19 protein-coding genes are annotated in these 18331 nt (G+C 42.0%); 15 read left to right on the top strand and 4 right to left on the bottom strand.

What is annotated here, in order from left to right:
* Positions 1-83: 83 nt before the first annotated feature.
* Entirely contained in the window at positions 84-1961 is a 1878-nt protein-coding gene (locus NV379_RS04755) for a S8 family peptidase (RefSeq protein WP_258206107.1), read from the bottom strand.
* Positions 1962-2159: 198 nt separating this feature from the next.
* On the opposite strand from NV379_RS04755, the gene NV379_RS04750 reads away from it, so the two are divergent.
* From NV379_RS04750 to NV379_RS04690, 13 genes are all read left to right on the top strand, one after another.
* Positions 2160-2660, top strand: coding sequence for a YpuI family protein (locus tag NV379_RS04750; protein ID WP_258206106.1), 501 nt, complete (start codon positions 2160-2162; stop codon positions 2658-2660).
* Between the two features lie 98 nt (positions 2661-2758).
* The gene (locus NV379_RS04745; RefSeq protein ID WP_258206105.1) at positions 2759-3310 is read left to right on the top strand and encodes an RNA polymerase sigma factor; all 552 of its coding nucleotides are present in this window, start codon (positions 2759-2761) and stop codon (positions 3308-3310) included.
* A 1-nt stretch (position 3311) separates the two neighbouring features.
* Positions 3312-4280: a DUF4871 domain-containing protein gene (locus tag NV379_RS04740; RefSeq protein ID WP_258206104.1), complete on the top strand. Its 969-nt coding sequence runs from the start codon at positions 3312-3314 to the stop codon at positions 4278-4280.
* A gap of 86 nt (positions 4281-4366) precedes the next feature.
* Positions 4367-4579, top strand: coding sequence for a DUF1540 domain-containing protein (locus tag NV379_RS04735; RefSeq protein ID WP_258206103.1), 213 nt, complete (start codon positions 4367-4369; stop codon positions 4577-4579).
* Positions 4580-4747: 168 nt separating this feature from the next.
* Complete coding sequence (locus NV379_RS26035; protein ID WP_308860240.1) at positions 4748-5434, top strand: lytic transglycosylase domain-containing protein; 687 nt, start codon at positions 4748-4750, stop codon at positions 5432-5434.
* 83 nt (positions 5435-5517) lie between these two features.
* Positions 5518-6687 carry a cysteine desulfurase family protein gene (locus tag NV379_RS04725; protein ID WP_258206102.1) on the top strand — a complete coding sequence of 390 codons (1170 nt, stop codon included), beginning with the start codon at positions 5518-5520 and terminating at the stop codon, positions 6685-6687.
* On the top strand, positions 6687-7901 hold the full coding sequence (gene thiI, locus NV379_RS04720) for a tRNA uracil 4-sulfurtransferase ThiI (protein ID WP_258206101.1): 1215 nt from the start codon (positions 6687-6689) through the stop codon (positions 7899-7901). Before NV379_RS04725 ends, thiI begins: the two co-directional genes overlap by 1 nt.
* A 73-nt stretch (positions 7902-7974) precedes the next feature.
* Positions 7975-8652 (top strand): TerC family protein, encoded by a 678-nt coding sequence (locus NV379_RS04715; protein WP_373426072.1) that lies wholly within the window; start codon positions 7975-7977, stop codon positions 8650-8652.
* Positions 8653-8789: 137 nt separating this feature from the next.
* On the top strand, positions 8790-9272 hold the full coding sequence (locus NV379_RS04710) for a hypothetical protein (RefSeq protein WP_258206100.1): 483 nt from the start codon (positions 8790-8792) through the stop codon (positions 9270-9272).
* A gap of 138 nt (positions 9273-9410) precedes the next feature.
* Positions 9411-11252, top strand: a complete 1842-nt coding sequence (typA, locus tag NV379_RS04705; protein ID WP_258206099.1) for a translational GTPase TypA — start codon at positions 9411-9413, stop codon at positions 11250-11252.
* A gap of 46 nt (positions 11253-11298) precedes the next feature.
* Positions 11299-11604 carry a YlaH-like family protein gene (locus NV379_RS04700; protein WP_258206098.1) on the top strand — a complete coding sequence of 102 codons (306 nt, stop codon included), beginning with the start codon at positions 11299-11301 and terminating at the stop codon, positions 11602-11604.
* A gap of 31 nt (positions 11605-11635) precedes the next feature.
* Positions 11636-11911: a hypothetical protein gene (locus NV379_RS04695; protein WP_258206097.1), complete on the top strand. Its 276-nt coding sequence runs from the start codon at positions 11636-11638 to the stop codon at positions 11909-11911.
* A 353-nt stretch (positions 11912-12264) separates the two neighbouring features.
* Positions 12265-13596, top strand: coding sequence for a PhoH family protein (locus NV379_RS04690; RefSeq protein ID WP_258206096.1), 1332 nt, complete (start codon positions 12265-12267; stop codon positions 13594-13596).
* A 76-nt stretch (positions 13597-13672) separates the two neighbouring features.
* Here the strand turns inward: NV379_RS04690 and NV379_RS04685 are convergent, their stop codons facing one another.
* Positions 13673-14761: a coiled-coil domain-containing protein gene (locus NV379_RS04685; protein WP_258206095.1), complete on the bottom strand. Its 1089-nt coding sequence runs from the start codon at positions 14759-14761 to the stop codon at positions 13673-13675.
* Positions 14762-14860: 99 nt separating this feature from the next.
* The gene (locus NV379_RS04680) at positions 14861-15784 is read right to left on the bottom strand and encodes a hypothetical protein (RefSeq protein ID WP_258206094.1); all 924 of its coding nucleotides are present in this window, start codon (positions 15782-15784) and stop codon (positions 14861-14863) included.
* A gap of 137 nt (positions 15785-15921) precedes the next feature.
* Here NV379_RS04680 and NV379_RS04675 point away from each other — a divergent pair, with 137 nt between their 5' ends.
* Positions 15922-17040 (top strand): class I SAM-dependent methyltransferase, encoded by a 1119-nt coding sequence (locus tag NV379_RS04675; RefSeq protein WP_258206093.1) that lies wholly within the window; start codon positions 15922-15924, stop codon positions 17038-17040.
* 51 nt (positions 17041-17091) lie between these two features.
* On the opposite strand, the gene NV379_RS04670 is transcribed toward NV379_RS04675, so the two are convergent.
* Entirely contained in the window at positions 17092-17322 is a 231-nt protein-coding gene (locus NV379_RS04670) for a DUF2626 domain-containing protein (RefSeq protein WP_258206092.1), read from the bottom strand.
* Between the two features lie 296 nt (positions 17323-17618).
* On the opposite strand from NV379_RS04670, the gene NV379_RS04665 reads away from it, so the two are divergent.
* On the top strand, positions 17619-18275 hold the full coding sequence (locus NV379_RS04665; RefSeq protein WP_258206091.1) for an RsfA family transcriptional regulator: 657 nt from the start codon (positions 17619-17621) through the stop codon (positions 18273-18275).
* Positions 18276-18331 lie beyond the last annotated feature (56 nt).

Raw genomic sequence — 18331 nt, 5'->3', positions numbered from 1 at the left:
TCAATCATGTTCAACAACAAACAACCCCATCTTCACAATATGTGATGGATGAGGTTGTTTTTATTTTATATGTGAATTGAAAATTATTTAACCGACATTTGAGCGGCTCTTACTGCTTTGGCGACATCAATTATTCCATGCCCGTAAAGCGGATCTCGACCTGCTACACCTAAGTCTTGTGCGGTGCTTCGTATCATATCCATGACTTCAATATTGTGAAGGGCAGGATTAATGGAGCGTATCATAGCTGCTAATGCTGCCACATGTGGGCTTGCCATTGATGTACCTGACAATGCCGCATACTGGTGTGGAGGATACGTTGAAGCAATACTAACCCCAGGAGCAGCTACATCAACATAATCCCCGTAATTAGAGAATGGTGCTCGATTACGATTGATGTCCGTCGCAGCAACTGCGAACACCTCGGGGTAATAAGCAGGGTAGGAAGGGCGACCCGTATTGTCATTCCCGCTAGCTGCTACAAGTACAACATCGCGCTCATACGCGTACTTGATGGCATCGTGCAAAAATTCGGATGGCGCATAGTTGCCCAGACTCATGTTAATCACTTTCGCACCATGATCCACCGCCCAGATAATACCTTGTGCAACCGTATACGTACTGCCTGCTCCTGTTTGATCGAGGGCTTTGATCGGCATTAGTGAATTATTCCACACCATCCCTGCAACACCAAGACGATTGTTTACAACAGCTCCGACAACCCCTGATACATGAGTGCCATGACCTACATCATCATTTGGCGTCGTCGTAGGGTCAACGAGGTTGTATCCGTTTATCAGATGAGCTTGTAAGTCAGGGTGTGTAAGATCAACCCCTGTATCGATGACTGCAACAATCGTAGTGTTATTACCGCCCCGCTCGGCTTGCCAGCCTGCTTCTGATCCAATTTGTTTCAAGTTCCACTGGTAACGATCATACAGGACGTCATTAGGTTCAATTAATGCAGGTGTATTCGCTGCTGGCATGGAACTACCTTGCCCTTGTACTGGGCGGTAGGGATATGGAGGGCCAAAGTATACACTTTCATCCGTCTGACGAATTTGCGGGCGATTATAGTGCAGCGTATTCGTTACATAGAAGAAATGCGGCTCTGCATAAGCAACATTCCATTTATGGAAGTATTTCACCAGATCTTTTGCCACAATACGGCGCGACTTGAATACATAAGTTCCATTCACATGTTGGGTGATCTTACCATCAGTCTCTTTAAGAATCTGGTTCAGTTCAGACTTTGTGGGACGACGATGGAACTTAACGACAACTTCGTGGGTTTCGTAGTGGCTTGTCCCTTCATTATCTTCAGGGGTTACGACGCGTTTAGGTAGATGTGTTCCTGACTCAACAGTCTTCATATGCACGCGATTCGTATTTGGAAAAGGTTCTAACCGCATATTCTTATGTTGATGGTCAGCCACTTTCGTAAGGATACGCTGATTCACAACCGCAATGACTTGTAATTGTGTTTCTTGAGATCGCTCACCAAGGACAAAGTAAGATGAGTCGCCTACTTTGAACTCTTTTGACATATAAGATTTGGAAGTACTCGCACTGAGTTGTTTTTTCGCTTCATCAATGAATGGTTTGGAGGCCGTAACAGCATCTCCTTTTAGCTGTCCAATCGTCTGCGGTTTATTCTGTGGGTTTGAAAGCTGCTCCCAGATCATATATTGAATATGCGGATGCTTCTGTTGCCAATCCGTTAGAGTTGGCTTGCTTTCAGTAAGAAGCGCTTGTAGGTCAAGTTGACAGCTGCTTCGACACAGTTCCTCTGTTACTTTAATATCTTGTGCAACAAGGGCATGTTTCATGGCGACCTCTTGTTCAGCGGAAGGAACAACTTGCGATTCGTGTAAATTGGAACGAGGGTTATTGTTGATACACGAAATAAGTAGGGAGCTTAGGAGTAACGTGACACTGTAAGTCAATAATTTGCGGCGCATCAAGGTAGTAGTGCCTCCTCTAGTTGTACGTAATTCATCCTCTCGTTAGAGTTCGAAGAAGAGGTCGATTTTATGCGGTTTTCTATTCACTTGCCTTATGTTTGGATATTACTTTTATTGAGAAATTGTGGTAGGATAGAAGTGAAATTTTATCGTAAATTTTTCGTGTTGGAATGAGACGGAGGAGGTCTTGCTGCAGTGGCAATGTTTAACGTTAAGAACATTTGCGAATCAAGTCGTGCTAGATTGAAGGATTCCATTGATAAGATGGAACAGTTCCTTAACCATCACTCGCTTTCGCAGCTAAATGTTGAAAATGATCCAGCAATGGATGAATTCTATCGCAATTACTTGCAAGATACTCGTCATTTACTAGTATTCTGTGAAGTATCATATGAGAAGTTGGGGGTTGCACTACGTCGTCCAACATTTAATACCGATTATGCTGAAAAAGCACTATATGATGTATTCCACTCATGTGTAAGCAGCTTTTTCTATCCGAAGAATGAATGTTATTCCGAAGATGGTCGTTATGCCTATACAGGTCAAGACGCCATTCGGTTTCGGAAGAAGCCTTGCCGTGAAGCACGCGATCTAATAATAGATTTATCAAAAATATTCGAAGAGCTCCGCGAGGAGTTAGCTTACTACGAGACGGATTACGTGACACAGCGCCGTTTACAAGGCGAGAAAATTTAACCTCATCCATAATGAATGAAGAGATGGCAAATGCCGTCTCTTTTTTATTTTCGTAAGATTCTGGAACTTTAGGGGATCTGGATTGTCTAATTATTGAGGTGATCGATTTGGAGGGCCATTATTTAGCTTCTCTTTCTTATACAGATGATGCGACGACCGTACTTGGTGAGCTTATGCGAGAATATGGGGATGATGTATGGAGATTCGCTTATTTTATGACAAAAAGCAAAGACCTTGCAGATGACATCTCACAGGATGTGTTTCTCAACGTATATGAAAAGTTGTATACATATAGGGGACAATGTTCGATCAAGAGCTGGTTGCTTACGATTACGCGTAATCGGTGTCTGAATGTAATGAAATCGTTCTTTTTACGAAAAGTCTCGCTTGTAGGCTGGATTTTCTCTACACAGACCGTACGTTCTGCCGAACATGAACTGTTTGACCGATTGGAGACTAAACATATTTGGACATGTGTCATGCAGCTGCCTATAAAGTTTCGCGAGCCATTGTTATTAGAAAGTCATTATGAGATGTCGATGAAAGATATCGCATATGTACTTGGTATTTCAGAAGGAACAGTAAAATCAAGATTACATCGTGCACGGAAGAAGTTACAGATGATATTGAGCGAAAAGGAGGGGGAGTAACATGACGAAGCGTAATAATGAATGGCAACAATCGCTGAAACAATCTCCTTTTACTCAAAATTATTTTACAAGAGAACATGAACAAGCAGTCTTCAATCGGATTCAAATGGATAAAAGGGGAGAGAAGGTGAAGGTAGGTAAGGTGAACAGATGGTTTATTCCTGCTATGATGATCAGTTGCCTATTCTTTCTCATGGCGGTTGCTATTCCATTTGTAGTGAAAGAAATCGAGCATCGCGCAGCGGTAAAGAAAGAATGGGATGTAAGGCAGGAATATTGGCAGGATGGGGGGCGGGTATTTAGTTTATTTCCTGGAGGAGATGTTCCTGCGGGTAAAATTAATGGATATAAGATCATAGTGGACCAACCGATGGAATCACTAAAGAATATGCAATTTTTCATAAAAGCTATCCATCAAGGCTCGGGTAATACGCAAGAAATAAAAACAAGTTTTAATGTGAAGCGTTATGAGGATAATTTAACTTGGGTTACGACGAGCTTTGGTTTACCACTTAGTGGTCATTGGAAATTAGAGCTGTACGGAGATGAGAACGAGCAGGGAGTAATTCGTTATTTTGGAGATGTTGTCATTGATATTCCAGAACATTCATGGGAAGTTAGTCCGACATTTAAGTATAATATTTATCAATTAAGAGGGATAGAAAATCGGATGGGAGTTATGGATCATGAAATCATAGCTGGGAAACCGAATAAGTATATGTGGTTCTTTTGGGGAGATAAATCTATTCTGAGAGGTGAATCTCCGGTATATGCAGTGCGTAAGGGGACGAATGAGTTGATTCTAATAGAAAAGTCTGGATTTAGTTATGGTAGCGCTTTTGAAATTGACCATGACAATTCTATAATTACTAGCTTAAACATACCCAAACCCGGTATCTGGCGTTTGATGGTATACGCTAACAACAACTTGTTCGACAGCGTCGTAGTTGAAGTAAAACAAGCGCCATAAATCATACGCCAATTAGTTTTTACCAAGAATCATTCTCAAGAATAACTCCATATCATCACGGGAAAATTGTTAATGAGGTGATGAATATGGATAAGCCAATCGTTAAATGTTCAGTTGCGAACTGTCACTATTGGGGACAGGGCAATAATTGTAATGCAGAGTCGATCATGATTGAGATTGATGCACATGCAAACAATCAGTATGATTCGGAGTTTGCTTCTGAATTTGAGGAGCACCAAGATCATGCGAGTTCAGCTGCCAAGACCTGCTGCCACACCTTTAAAGCTAAAGCAAAGTAATGAAAGCAAGACCTCAGGAAACTTTAAGAAACGAGCAGGCTTTTCTTACGGAGCAGGCTCGTTTTTTAGTTCTTGAGACCCTGTTTATGGCACTTGTCTAATCTTTTGACTCCCAAATGCCGTTAATATCATGTATAATACATATTATTAGGCTTTGGAGGACGGCAGATGAACCAAATTGAACCGCAAAAGATGAAACAACTGCTGCAAATGCAAATGCTTGATCGCACACCTTTACTCTCTTCAAATAAAGGTACGAATTCGACAAGTGATAGTGATGCTTTTGGTAATGTGCTTTCGCTTGTGATGTCACAACAGGGTGGACTATCTGCGGAAGATACATCCGTACAAGCTGAAGCTTTTAATAACCCATTAGATCGTCTGAATTCATCAACATCCATTATTCCAAGCTCGAACCATACACAAACATTCTCCGGAGATTCTTCGTATGATGCATTGATCGAACAAGCGAGTCAGCAGTATGGTGTTGATTCAGCACTTGTAAGAGCAGTTATCAAACAGGAGTCGTCGTTTAATCCTAACAGTGAATCACATGCTGGTGCTAAGGGACTTATGCAGCTCATGGACGAGACAGCTAAAGGCTTAGGTGTAAGAGATTCATTTGATCCTGTGCAAAATGTACATGGTGGTACGAAGTATTTATCAGGTTTACTTGATAAGTATAATGGCCATGAAGGTGTGGCGCTCGCTGCCTATAATGCTGGACCCGGACGAGTGGATCGTCTAGGTATTCGAACGAATCAAGACTTGCAAGAGAAATTGCAATTTTTGCCGAAGGAAACTCAAGGCTATGTTAGCAAAGTACTTGGTTATAAACAAGGTTACCGTATGTAGGTCAGAAAAAAAGCTGAGCCCGTTGCATTGGGAGCGGCTATTTTTATTTTTGTCACATATAGATAGAAGGGACGAGTCTTTTTATGTTATATCTAGACCATGCCGCTACGACCCCTCCTTATGATGAAGTTATTGATTCCATCACGGAGGTTATGCGCAAGTTTTATGGGAATCCTTCGTCTCTCCATCAATTAGGTGTAGAAGCAGAGCGCTTATTAATAAAGGCTAAAGAGCTCATTGCATCTACACTTGCTGTAAAACCATCTGAGATCGTCTTGACATCAGGGGGTACAGAGAGTAACAATTTGGCTGTTAAAGGTGTTGCCTATCAGCACCGCGGTAGAGGTAACCATTTGATTACTTCACAAATTGAGCACCCCTCAGTACTGGAAGTGTTTCGTGAACTTGAAAAAGAAGGCTTCCGCGTCACATACTTACCTGTCGATGACACAGGGCAAGTTATTGTACAGGCTTTGCAAGAAGCGTTATGTGATCAGACGATCCTTGTCAGCATTATGCATGTGAATAATGAGATGGGACGCATTCAACCGATTCATACGATAGGCAAAATATTGGCGGGGTATCCGAAAGTTATTTTTCATGTCGATGCGGTGCAAAGTATAGGTAAGCTTCAAGTAAAGCCCCATGAGCTAGGTGTCGATTTAATGTCAGCATCTGCCCATAAGTTCCGTGGTCCTAAAGGAGTAGGTTTCCTATTCCGCCGTGAAGGTTTATTAATTAAGCCGCAACTTATTGGTGGCGGTCAGGAACAAGGGTTGCGCTCAGGTACGGAGAACGTACCTTTAATCGTCGGAATGGCGAAAGCGCTTCGTATGACGACAGAACATTTGGATGCAGCAATTAAGCATAAATACGAACTTCGTCAAATATTAAAAGAAGGAATTAGAGATATTCCGGCACTCATACTTACCGGAGCTGAGCAGGAAGCAGAGATGGCGCCTCACATCGTTCATTTCTGTTTCCCAGGAATGAAGTCGGAAGTGGTTGTTCACGCCTTGGAGAAACATCAGTATTACATTTCATCGAAATCCGCTTGTTCTTCGGAAGAATTGAAACCAAGTGACGTCTTAACGGCGCTCGGATATGACCGGGATCGTGCAAGCAGCGGTTTACGGGTATCCTTTGCCGAGACATGTTCAATAGATGAAATGAAAGGGTTTGTGCAGAAGTTGCAACAAACGGTACAGGGGCTGCAGGGAGCAGCAAGAATTAGAGGGGAGAGAAAACTGTAGTGAATTATCCTGACACAATTGTAGTCCGTTTCGGCGAGATGATGCTAAAGGGACGTAATCGCAGACGGTTTGAAACGAGTATTTATCAACATATTAAGCGGGTATTATCACCTTATGGTGAAGTTGAAATTACGTTTGATTATGGACGTATATTTATTGATGGATTAGGTTCTTCGTATGAACAGGTGAAGGGGCATCTAAGCAAGGTGTTCGGTTTGACTTCATTCTCACCTGCTTACTCCACGGAACTAGATGTAGAAGCGATGCAGAAGCAAGCGCTAGCGATGGTGCAATCTTTACCTGAAATGCCGAAGACATTTAAGGTGTCTACACGCAGAGCGAATAAACGTTTTCCACATGATACGTATGAAACGAACAATCTGATCGGTGGATACATCCTGGATCATTGCCCAGGTCTGAAAGTGGACGTGCATAACCCTGAGCTGGAAGTACGTATTGAAGTACGAGAGAAAGCACTTATTTTCTCCCAAGTTGAGGAAGGTCCAGGTGGTTTCCCGCTGGGTACGAATGGCAAGGGAATGTTGCTATTATCCGGCGGTATTGATTCACCAGTTGCTGGGTATATGGCGCTTCGTAAAGGACTTACGATTGAAGCTGTTCATTTCCATAGCTATCCATACACGAGTGATCGTGCGAAGCAGAAGGTAATCGACTTGGCACAGATCCTTTCGGAATATGCAGGTGAAGTAAAGCTTCATCTTGTACCATTTACGGATATACAGACGAGCCTGAACAGTGCGCATAAAGGAAACTTTATGGTAACGTTCATGCGTCGTGCGATGTACCGTATTGCACAGCGTTTAGCGGAGAAGAATGGTGCACTTGCACTTGTTACAGGTGAAAGTCTGGGTCAGGTGGCATCACAGACATTGCCAAGTATGCATGCGATTGGACATGTGGTCGATATTCCGATCTTGCAGCCACTTGTGATGATGGATAAGAAGGATATTGTTAAGATTGCTGAGAAGATTGGCACTTATGAGACATCCATTCTGCCTTATGATGATTGCTGTACGCTATTCTTACCGAAATCGCCAACAACGAATCCGAACTTACGCGTTCTTGAAGGAATCGAGAATACGTTTGAGTTTATGAATCCGATGATTGAAGAGGCGATCGAGAAGACAGAAACGATTGTGCTTCGTCCTGGTGAAAAACAAGCTGTTGAGCTTGAACATGCGCATTTATTCTAAATGGTTATAAAAAGTTGCAATCGCGGATTCATTCATTTGACGGATAGGATGAAAATGTGAGGGGGCGTTACACATGATATGGGACAGCCTGATACTTTTTCTCAAAATCATGCTTATAAACATCATACTCAGCGGTGACAATGCTGTTGTAATCGCAATGGCTTGCAAGAACTTACCTGTATCACAGCGCAAACAAGCAATATGGTGGGGGACATTTGGCGCCATTGCGCTACGGTTATTATTAACGCTCGTAGCGGTGACTGTGCTAAGCATCCCCTACATACAAGCGCTTGGATCCGTGTTCTTGCTATGGATTGCTGTAAAGCTGCTCATCGATGATGGGGATCACTCAGACATTCGCGGCGCCTCAACTCTGGGGAAAGCGATCTGGACGATTATTGTGGCGGACTTGGTTATGAGTTTGGATAACGTACTGGCGATTGCTGCTACGGCACAGAATAATGTAGGGATGGTTATATTAGGTATTACACTGAGTATCCCACTCATTATTTGGGGCAGTACCGTTGTGATGAAGCTGCTCAATCGCTTTCCGATTCTTGTGTATCTTGGAGCGGCGATTCTTGGTTACACGGCGGGGGATATGTTTGCAAGTGATGAGAAGATGCAGATGTATGTACTGCATGATTTACCGGAATGGATTATACCGATTGGAGCAACGCTTATCGTAATTGTGGCCGGTTTAATTAAGAAAATGTCACATAAGCATGATGATGCAAGCACGACCACCTAAACAATTTGTTTAGGTGGTTTTTACTAGCAATTCACAGATAATTAGGCTAAACTATGTGTAGAATGATGTCGAACTTGGCTTGTTTAATTTGGCTTGTACGTCAGATGCATGGCTGAAATATGAAGGGGGAAGCTAAGATGGCGAGAAAGAATTATTCACTAGGTGTAGTACTCCTAGTCGTTGCGTTTATTTTGCTACTGGGTAAATTAGGCGTATTTTCATTTATTGGAGTGCATCTGTGGCCGCTTTTAGTTATCGGACTTGGGCTTTTGCTTCACTGGCTATATTTTAGTCGGCACATGCCTCCCACCGTATTAATTCCAGGCGGTGCACTTGTGACGTACGGTGTTCTATTCTTCATCTGTACACTGTTCGGATGGGGTTTGATGAGCTCGTTATGGCCGGTATTTATACTTGGTATAGCTGTGGGTTTATATGAGGTTAGTATGTTTGAACGACAGACGGGGCGCTCATTCTTAACAGCTTCCATTGTACTTGGTCTTGTGTCGGTCGGGTTGTTTGTTCTAACGCTACTTGTTCAGGGCGGCGTTTACATGATTATTATTTTGCTAATACTTGCAGGTGTTTACATGATCTTTCGTAAACCGCGGTTATGGTAATATAAGAGAATTGCTTTCCATTGATAACCGGTTTAGCTTGCCTTTTGCAGTTACCGGAAGTATAATGATGTTTAGTGTGAAAGCGTCGGGAGGATAATCCGGCGCTTATTTTGTGGGAAAAAAGAGAGGAATGAAAGCATGCACGCAAGAGATAAGATCAAAAATATTGCCATTATTGCGCACGTTGACCACGGAAAAACGACGCTAGTGGATAAGCTGCTACAACAATCAGGAACTTACCGTGATCATGAGCACGTGCAAGAACGCGCAATGGATTCCAACGATCTTGAGAGAGAACGCGGTATTACCATTTTAGCGAAAAATACAGCTATTAATTATAAGGATCATCTCATTAATATCGTGGATACACCTGGTCACGCTGACTTCGGTGGTGAAGTTGAACGTATTATGAAGATGGTTGACGGCGTACTTCTTGTTGTCGATGCATTCGAAGGTACAATGCCTCAAACGAAGTTCGTACTTCGTAAAGCACTTGAGCAAAAGCTAACACCAATCGTAGTTGTGAACAAAATTGACCGTCCGAACGCAAGCCCAGAAAAAGTGGTAGATGAAGTATTAGATCTATTCATCGAGCTTGGTGCGACTGATGATCAATTGGACTTCCCAGTTGTGTATGCATCTGCGCTTCAAGGTACTTCTTCCATGAACGTAGACAAACAAGATGAGAACATGCAATCTCTATATGAGACGATTATTGAGCATATCCCATCCCCAACTGAAGATACAGAACAACCTCTTCAATTGCTTATTACACTAATGGATTACAACGAATACCTAGGCCGTATTGGTGTAGGTCGTGTAAACCGTGGTATTATCCGTGCGGGTCAGACTGTTGCTGTTATGCAGCGTGATGGTTCTGTGAAGCAAGGTCGTATTGAGAAATTGTTCGGATTCCAAGGTCTTAAGCGTCTTGAAATTGCAGAAGCTGGAGCAGGGGATATCGTTGCGATTTCCGGTATTAAAGATATTAATATCGGTGAAACAGTTGCAGATCCAACTAAGCCTGAGGCTCTTCCTGTTCTTAAGATCGATGAGCCAACACTACAAATGACGTTCCTAGTGAATAACTCACCATTCGCTGGCCGCGAAGGTAAATGGGTTACTTCCCGTAAAATTCGTGAGCGTCTATTCAAAGAGCTTGAAACTGACGTATCCTTACGCGTTGACGAAACAGATTCTCCAGATGCGTTCATCGTATCCGGCCGTGGTGAACTTCACCTTGGTATCTTGATCGAGAACATGCGTCGTGAAGGATTCGAGCTTCAAGTGTCGAAACCAGAAGTAATCATTCGTGAAGTTGATGGCAAGAAAATGGAGCCTATCGAGGGTCTGATCATTGACGTTCCAGAAGAAAGCGTTGGCGCTGTTATGGAAAGTCTAGGAACTCGTAAAGCTGAAATGGTAAACATGATCAATAACGGCACTGGTAATATCCGTCTTGAATTCTTGATTCCTGCTCGCGGCTTGATCGGTTACCGTACACAATTGCTAACACTTACTCGCGGTTATGGTGTAATGAACCATGCATTTGATTCTTATGGTCCATATGCAGGCGCTGGCGTAGGTGGCAGACACCAAGGGGTTCTTGTATCTTCTGATACAGGTATGTCCACTCTATACGGCATCTTGTCTGTTGAGGATCGTGGTGTGTTGTTCGTACACCCATCAACTGAAGTTTATGAAGGTATGATCGTAGGTGAACATACACGTGATAACGATATTATCGTTAACATTTGTAAAGAAAAAGCAGTAAACAACATTCGTTCTGCGAACAAAGAAGAAACAGTGAAGATGAAAGTCCCACGCGCGTATTCTTTGGAGCAAGCTCTTGAGTACTTGAACGATGATGAGTATTGTGAAATTACACCTAAATCCGTTCGTCTTCGTAAGAAAATCCTTAATAAGAGTGAGCGTGAGCGTGCGGAGAAACACCGCAAAATGGCTCAAGCTAACGCATAATTGCATAGCAGTCTTAACCATCAGTGGGTAAAAGGGGAGTAGAAGTATGGATACGCTAAATGAGTGGTTTACGGATCATCTTTATATCACGTTCATCATCATTTATCTATTCATGACGTACGTGTATAACAAAGTGTTCCGTGTTAAAAAGCTACCGCTTCTTAAAGCTCTGATTGTGTACGTACTCATGGGGGTCGGCGCATTTATGCTGTTGATTTTCCAAGTCGATGCGAAATTACCGATTGTACTTTGTTTATCTGTTGCGATTTTCCTCATGCTTCTTGTTCGTATTCGCTACTTTGTCGAGGGTAGACAGAAAAAGCAAGCGTCCAAAACACAGAATCATTCTTAAATAGTAATGAACGTGGATGGGGGAAAGCCACTTGAAGCTTCAAGATGCACTCTTTAATTGGTTGCAAATTCGCGTTGTCTCTGAGGCGCGCGAAGATGACAATGCGGCTCGTGAGACGATGGATTTCTTCGAGACGATCTTACGTGAAGACCACAACTTGAGTCACTTTGCTATTGTTCAGACAGATGACTCGATGTATGTGCTGGACTATGTCCATGAAGGCGTTAGTAAGAAGCAAATGTTTGATCGGATTTCCGTGGAAGCATTATTGCACGATATAAACTCCAATCCTAAATATAATTCATAATTGATGATGGTTAAATCAGGTCCCTATTTGCCGACATAACTTGAACCCTTTTCCGATACAATAGGTATAGGAGCAGATCAAAGTTTATGTTTGGCGAGTGGGGTGTCATACATAGCAACGATCGCTTAACGTTCATATAATAAGTAAAACTCATTCCTGCTTGTAGGAGGGTATTGCAATATGACAGAAATGATCGCAGTTCAACCATACCAATTATGCAACGTATTTTTTGATGCGATGAAAAAAGCCTAGGCGCTCCTGCCTGGGCTTTTTTCTTGAGTATAGAAGTTACCAACGAATCGCATGGTAATGGTAATGGAGTTCCAAACGCCTAATTCCGGGAGGTCTCTCACATGGAGAAAATTTACGTGCTCGATACGAATGTCTTACTTCAAGATCCAAATGCGATTTATGCATTTGAAGATAATGAAGTGGTAATTCCGGCTGTGGTGTTGGAGGAAATCGACTCGAAGAAAAGATTGGCGGACGAAATTGGTCGTAATGCCCGTACGGTATCACGACTGCTAGATGGACTACGAACGAAAGGCAGGTTATTTGACGGTATAGCGCTCGATAATGGTGGAATGGTGAAGGTGGAACTCAATCATAAATCATTCGCTAAGATGCAAGAGCTGTTCGTGGAGCTAACGAATGATAATCGAATATTAGCGGTTGCGCTGAACTATCATGTAGAAGAGCAGAGCAAACCTGCGCCAAGACCTGTTATTCTCGTTAGTAAAGATGTGCTCGTCCGTATTAAAGCGGATGTTCTGGGCATTACAGCCGAAGATTATTTAACAGACCGGGTCGTTGATGGTTCCGAAATGTATATGGGTTATTTGAGTATTCATGTCCACCCTTCTGTGATTGATGAATTCTATTCATTCCGGCAATTATCTGTTTCAACTCTTAACTTGGGCTATACGCTTAACCCGCATGAGTTTGTCATTCTGCGTGATGAGCTAGGCACTTCTAAATCAGCACTGTTAAAAGTGAATGCTGATGGTAAGAAACTCGAGCCGCTGTATTTAAGCAATGAGCCTGTCTGGGGAATTGCAGCGCGAAATGCACAACAAAGAATGGCACTGGAGCTATTATTAAATGATGATATTCCGTTAGTCACCTTGAGTGGTAAAGCGGGAACAGGGAAAACGCTACTCACACTTGCATCTGGACTGATGAAAGTTGAAGATGAGCATAAATATAAGAAATTGTTAATTGCAAGGCCAGTCGTGCCAATGGGTAAGGATATCGGTTATTTACCAGGGGAGAAGGATGAGAAGCTGCGCCCATGGATGCAACCGATCTATGATAATCTGGAGTATTTATTCGATACGAAGAAGTCAGGCGATATTGATAAAATCCTAGCAGGGCTTGGTTCTATTCAGGTGGAGGCGTTGACCTACATCCGCGGACGCTCGATCCCGGGGCAATTTATTATTATTGATGAAGCACAGAACTTATCCAAGCATGAAGTGAAGACGATCATCTCTCGCGTTGGTGAAGGCAGTAAGATCGTACTTGTTGGCGATCCTGGGCAGATTGATCATCCTTACCTAGATGCGGCAAGCAATGGGCTCACGTACGTCATTGAACGCTTTAAGAATGAACAAGTCAGTGGACACATTACACTTGAACGCGGGGAACGTTCACACCTCGCACAGCTTGCTGCGGATCTATTGTAAAAGAAAGAAGAGCCTGCTACTCTTATCCAATAATCGGATGGGTAGCAGGCTCTATTGTTAATAGATGATGAATGATTTAGAACGTTATTTTGAGTGAAATTACAAGTTTCCCTGGTTCAATCGTAACATCAGTAGGTTTGACGAAAGCAGATACTTTCTGGGTATTAATGCCGAAATCGTGTTGTTCTTCAAGCAATTTACTTGTCGATTCCGGTAATAGCAGACCGTTAAATTTCATGCCTGTAATATTAAACTTGATGTAGTTGTTTTCTAAGGAATAGTTGCCCTTCATCTCAAAGGCCATGCCTTCTTTCTGACCGCTTGCAATAAGTTGTTTATCAACGAATGTAAAGGCGAGGTCGTTAAAGATGGAGTCTTTTTTACGTAAAAAATCATTCAGTTGCTTTTCAGTAATTTGGAATATAGCGGATTGTAAACCTGTGAATTTAAAGTTATCGCCCTTGGCATCCATTAATTCACCAAAATCATTAAAAGCTCGATTTAGTGCAGAGGTGAATTGTTCAAATAGCGGCAGCCCCCTCAGCTTCCATTCTTGATTGAGGGCATCGATTTGCGTTTGTAATTCTTCTTTCTTGCCGCTAACAGCTAGAGCTTCATCGAGATCTTTTTGCAAGGTGAGAATACGGTCCTTCTGAAGAATGAACTGATCTCTTGTTTGCTGCAAAGCCGCTCGCTCACTTGTGTACTCGGCCTCAATTTCTTTAAGCTTGTTCGTGGATTGTTTGTGCGATTTGAGTGCACGCTCGTCATTCTCTACAATTTGGTTCATATATTCGAGCGTCTGGAGCAGGTCAGTTAATGAGGTTGGGGAAAATAAATATACCCAGATCGACGGACGTTCACCGGTATAATAGGCACGCAGCGTCTTGCCTGCCTTCTTCTTCGTTTTCTCTACTTCTAGCTTTTGCTTTTCTGTCTGTGCTTCGTTCTCATGTAATTTGACGACAAGTACTTCGTCTTGCTTCGATAAATTCAGGAGCTCTCGGTCAATTTCTTGAATCGTTAATCCTTTTTGTAAGAAAGACTGTAGCTCGTCTTGTTTGGACTTGATCACGGTTTCCTCTTCGGCGTGAACGTATACCATAGGGGATACACACATTAAGATTAGGATTAAGGTCAGTAGGATTGGAAAAATTCGTTTCATCACTTGTCCCCCCATGACAGATTACCATAATTTTATTAATTAGATAATAAAAAAATACTTGAATTCCATGAAAGGAGAACAAGTATTTCGAGATTGTTATTATTTTTTCGCTGGATTTAACAGTTTCAGTACGTCTTCAAAGCTCTTAACGTCTTTCGGAATTTCTTTTTTAAACGCAGGAGCTGCATTGATATCATTGAATTGTTGGTTCATAGTTAAGCTATGTTTGTTCACCGCACCATCTGCACCTGTAAATGCGAGGTTTAATTCCGTCGTTTGCTCACGAATGAAACCTTTATCATCGATCACAAAGCGTAATTTACTAGGGGCTTGAACGGTAAATTTCAGTTGATTTTGAGATTTTAACTTATCCGCTTGTTCGTTTGATAAGATGCCGCTCGTTTTCAATGAATCATACAACTCGCCGCTTTTGGAATTAAGCATGTCGTTAATTGCTTTCTCATTCTTATCATTTATTTCAATCGTATACGCTTTTGCAGATGAACCATCTTTCAATTTCGCAGCTTCCTTCTCTTCTTGGAAGTACTTCGGATCTACTGCGCTTGTTATGGATTTAACGAAGGAGGAGAATACGGAAGTTGCATTCTTTAGTCCTTCAGGTTTGACAGTTCCACTTGCTTGGCTCCCAGCTGCTGCTAAATCAATGGAATAGAATTGATTCTCTTTATTAATAGCTGGCATGTGAAAATACAATTTGTTATCTTTAATGAGGACAGGAATATTAAAACCTTCTGTTCCACCTTTAGGGGTAACATTGATATCAGCTTCAAACGCCACAGGATCATAATTGGTAACGCCGTTCCACTTTATTGTGCTTTCTTTGAATACATTGAAAAATGTTTGTGTGACGAGATCCGTCGACGGAACAAGTCCATCACCTAGCTTTATGTCGGCGGATCCTTCAAAGGCATAGGATTTCATTTCGGATTGCTTCGCAATTCCTTGTAATACTGCAGTTTGGGTGGCCTTGTTATCGGTACAAGCAATTAAAAGTGAGCTCATGAGGACCGTAACGAGGACTAAAGATAACCATTTTTTCAACATGATGTTGTCATGCTCTCCTCTCTATTTTGACCAACTCTATTATTATAATAGTTAATGAACTTTTTGTCATGAAATAACGTAACGGGGGAACAAGTGTGGTACATAGGACTGGAAAATTAGTAATTATTGATGCATTGAAACAGCTTATCGCGAATAGTCCGATTGATATGATTTCATTTCGAGATTACATGGATCTATGTCTTTATCATGAAACAGCAGGGTACTACAGGAGCAGGCAGCTTAAGATTGGGAGAGAAGGAGATTTTTATACCAGCTCGTCCGTCGGTACGATTATGGGAGAGATGATTGGTCAATTTATCTTAACAAGTGCGCGGGAGCGAATAAATGCTAGTGATCCCTTGCATGTGGCGGAATGGGGAGGTGGGAATGGGAATCTCGCGCTGCACGCGCTGGATGAAATTCTAAAGAACGCTCCTGAGCGGTATGCGAATTTACAGTGGACAATGATTGAGACAAGCTCATTCCATCGTGAATTGCAGCAGCAAACCCTACATAAACATGCTGATAAGGTAATTTGGGTGGACGATCAAGAGTGGCTATTCGCTCGTAAAGATGATTATACAATTGTGATTGCCAATGAATTGCTGGATGCTTTTCCCGTACATCGAATTCGTTGTGATCAAGGGATCTTGCTTGAGAATTGGGTGGGATGGGACGAGGAGAAGAATCAAGTGATTGAAAGTTGGTTGCCGCTTCAGAATAATGATATTGTTACTTATTTGGAAAAAGGGGAGATTCAGCTCATCGACAACCAAGTCGCTGAAATTAATTTAGCTGCGCCGATATGGACTACAACTATCTTAAACTCTCTACATCAAGGACATGTAGTAGTGATTGATTACGGGGATGTGGCAAGCGAGATTTATAGTGCACATCGATTGAATGGGACACTCCTATGTTATCGTAAGCATCAAGCCCATGATAACCCTTATGTAGATTTAGGGGAGCAAGATATGACTGCGCATGTGGATTTTAGCAGTTGCATGCGAGAGGCAGCTGAGAGTGGAGCAATTAGCATTCAATTGCAAACGCAGCGTGAGTTTCTTGTAGAGCAGGGTGTATTTACACGATTGCAACAGACGATGAATAGGGATCCTTTTTCAATAGAGGCTAAGCGTAATCGAAGTATTCGGCAATTGTTGCTTAGTGATGGGATGAGTGAGTTATTTAAAGTCATGATCATATCCAAATAGAATCAAATTAAAAAAAGGTGCCTCACGTCAACCGTGAAGCACCTTTCTTGTTTAAATCGTAAGTTTAAAGACTGACCAGTACGTAAAGCCCATGAAAGCGATTACCATGTATCCCCAGAACATGAGGATGTATGTTTTTTCTTGTAGTTTCAAATAACCTAGGATTACAAACAAGGCTGTTTGAAAGAAGAAAATCAATGCCATTGGAATCATATCGCCAGCTAAGCTCATTAGACCAATAACTAGTGTCCAAAAACCAAGTACACGGAACATGCGACCCATTACGTTTCCGCCTCCCTTGCAATTGAAGCCATTTTTCTAAATTTTATTATAACCGTAACAAATATCACTGTAAACTTGAAAACATGTCAAAAATGAAAACATTTTGAGAAATCGGAATATATAAAAAGGGACAAGGTATGAGCCCTAAAAAAAATGGAAATAACGAATAGTATCAAATAGATTCTATGAACTCTAGTATGGGCATAGAAATTTAATAATGGGATGCTTACACCCTTTTATGAAACTTAAATAGAACAATAGTTAAATGTGATTTTGAAGTTAGGAGGATTGTTTATATGACAGCAATCAGGCAAGATGCTTGGAGCGAGGATGACGATTTAATATTAGCTGAGGTTACACTTCGGCATATTCGTGAGGGTGGAACACAGCTTTCTGCCTTTGAAGAAGTAGGTGAAAGAATTGGAAGAACAGCTGCAGCTTGTGGGTTTCGTTGGAATTCATTCGTTCGTAAAAAGTATGATGCCGCGATTCATATTGCCAAAGCGCAGCGCCAAAAGCGCAGTCAGCTCAAGAAACATGCCTCTGTGGCAGCTGTATCAAGCACGTTCAGTGTTGATACCCTAGATACTTCTGAACTGACATCAATGAAAAGTGATTCCATTTCGGAAGAGACTCTATCTATTGATTCGGTTATTCGTTTCTTGCGTCAATGGAAAACAACTTATGCGGACATGACGAGACAAATTCGTATGTTAGAGCGTGAGCTTCACGAAAAACAAGATGAAATGATTCGGATTCGCAAAGAGAATGACAAGCTAAATCGACAAGTTAATGATGTGGAGATGGATTATCGCGTCGTTAATGATGACTATAAAGCGCTCATTCAAATCATGGATCGCGCACGTAAGATGACGCTTCTAGGGGATGTAGAAGAAGAGTCAAAAGCTCGTTTTAAGATGGATGCCAATGGAAATTTAGAACGAATTGAATAATTTACAAGAAAATCAGTCCTCTGGCGATGGAATGTCTTCCTTCTCCAGGGGATTTT

Source organism: Paenibacillus radicibacter, from assembly GCF_024721995.1.
Lineage (GTDB): Bacteria > Bacillota > Bacilli > Paenibacillales > NBRC-103111 > Paenibacillus_AM > Paenibacillus_AM radicibacter.
This window is presented reverse-complemented; position numbering and strand designations above follow the sequence as displayed.

Coding starts and splice junctions, on each gene's coding strand:
- NV379_RS04680 (WP_258206094.1), bottom strand. CDS start 15,784: ATGAGCTCACTTTTAATTGCTTGTACCGATAACAAGGCCACCCAAACT.
- NV379_RS04670 (WP_258206092.1), bottom strand. CDS start 17,322: ATGGGTCGCATGTTCCGTGTACTTGGTTTTTGGACACTAGTTATTGGT.
- NV379_RS04710 (WP_258206100.1), top strand. CDS start 8,790: ATGGCGAGAAAGAATTATTCACTAGGTGTAGTACTCCTAGTCGTTGCG.
- typA (WP_258206099.1), top strand. CDS start 9,411: ATGCACGCAAGAGATAAGATCAAAAATATTGCCATTATTGCGCACGTT.
- NV379_RS04715 (WP_373426072.1), top strand. CDS start 7,975: ATGATATGGGACAGCCTGATACTTTTTCTCAAAATCATGCTTATAAAC.
- NV379_RS26035 (WP_308860240.1), top strand. CDS start 4,748: ATGAACCAAATTGAACCGCAAAAGATGAAACAACTGCTGCAAATGCAA.
- NV379_RS04725 (WP_258206102.1), top strand. CDS start 5,518: ATGTTATATCTAGACCATGCCGCTACGACCCCTCCTTATGATGAAGTT.
- NV379_RS04665 (WP_258206091.1), top strand. CDS start 17,619: ATGACAGCAATCAGGCAAGATGCTTGGAGCGAGGATGACGATTTAATA.
- NV379_RS04740 (WP_258206104.1), top strand. CDS start 3,312: ATGACGAAGCGTAATAATGAATGGCAACAATCGCTGAAACAATCTCCT.
- NV379_RS04690 (WP_258206096.1), top strand. CDS start 12,265: ATGGAGAAAATTTACGTGCTCGATACGAATGTCTTACTTCAAGATCCA.
- NV379_RS04755 (WP_258206107.1), bottom strand. CDS start 1,961: ATGCGCCGCAAATTATTGACTTACAGTGTCACGTTACTCCTAAGCTCC.
- NV379_RS04735 (WP_258206103.1), top strand. CDS start 4,367: ATGGATAAGCCAATCGTTAAATGTTCAGTTGCGAACTGTCACTATTGG.
- NV379_RS04685 (WP_258206095.1), bottom strand. CDS start 14,761: ATGAAACGAATTTTTCCAATCCTACTGACCTTAATCCTAATCTTAATG.
- NV379_RS04700 (WP_258206098.1), top strand. CDS start 11,299: ATGGATACGCTAAATGAGTGGTTTACGGATCATCTTTATATCACGTTC.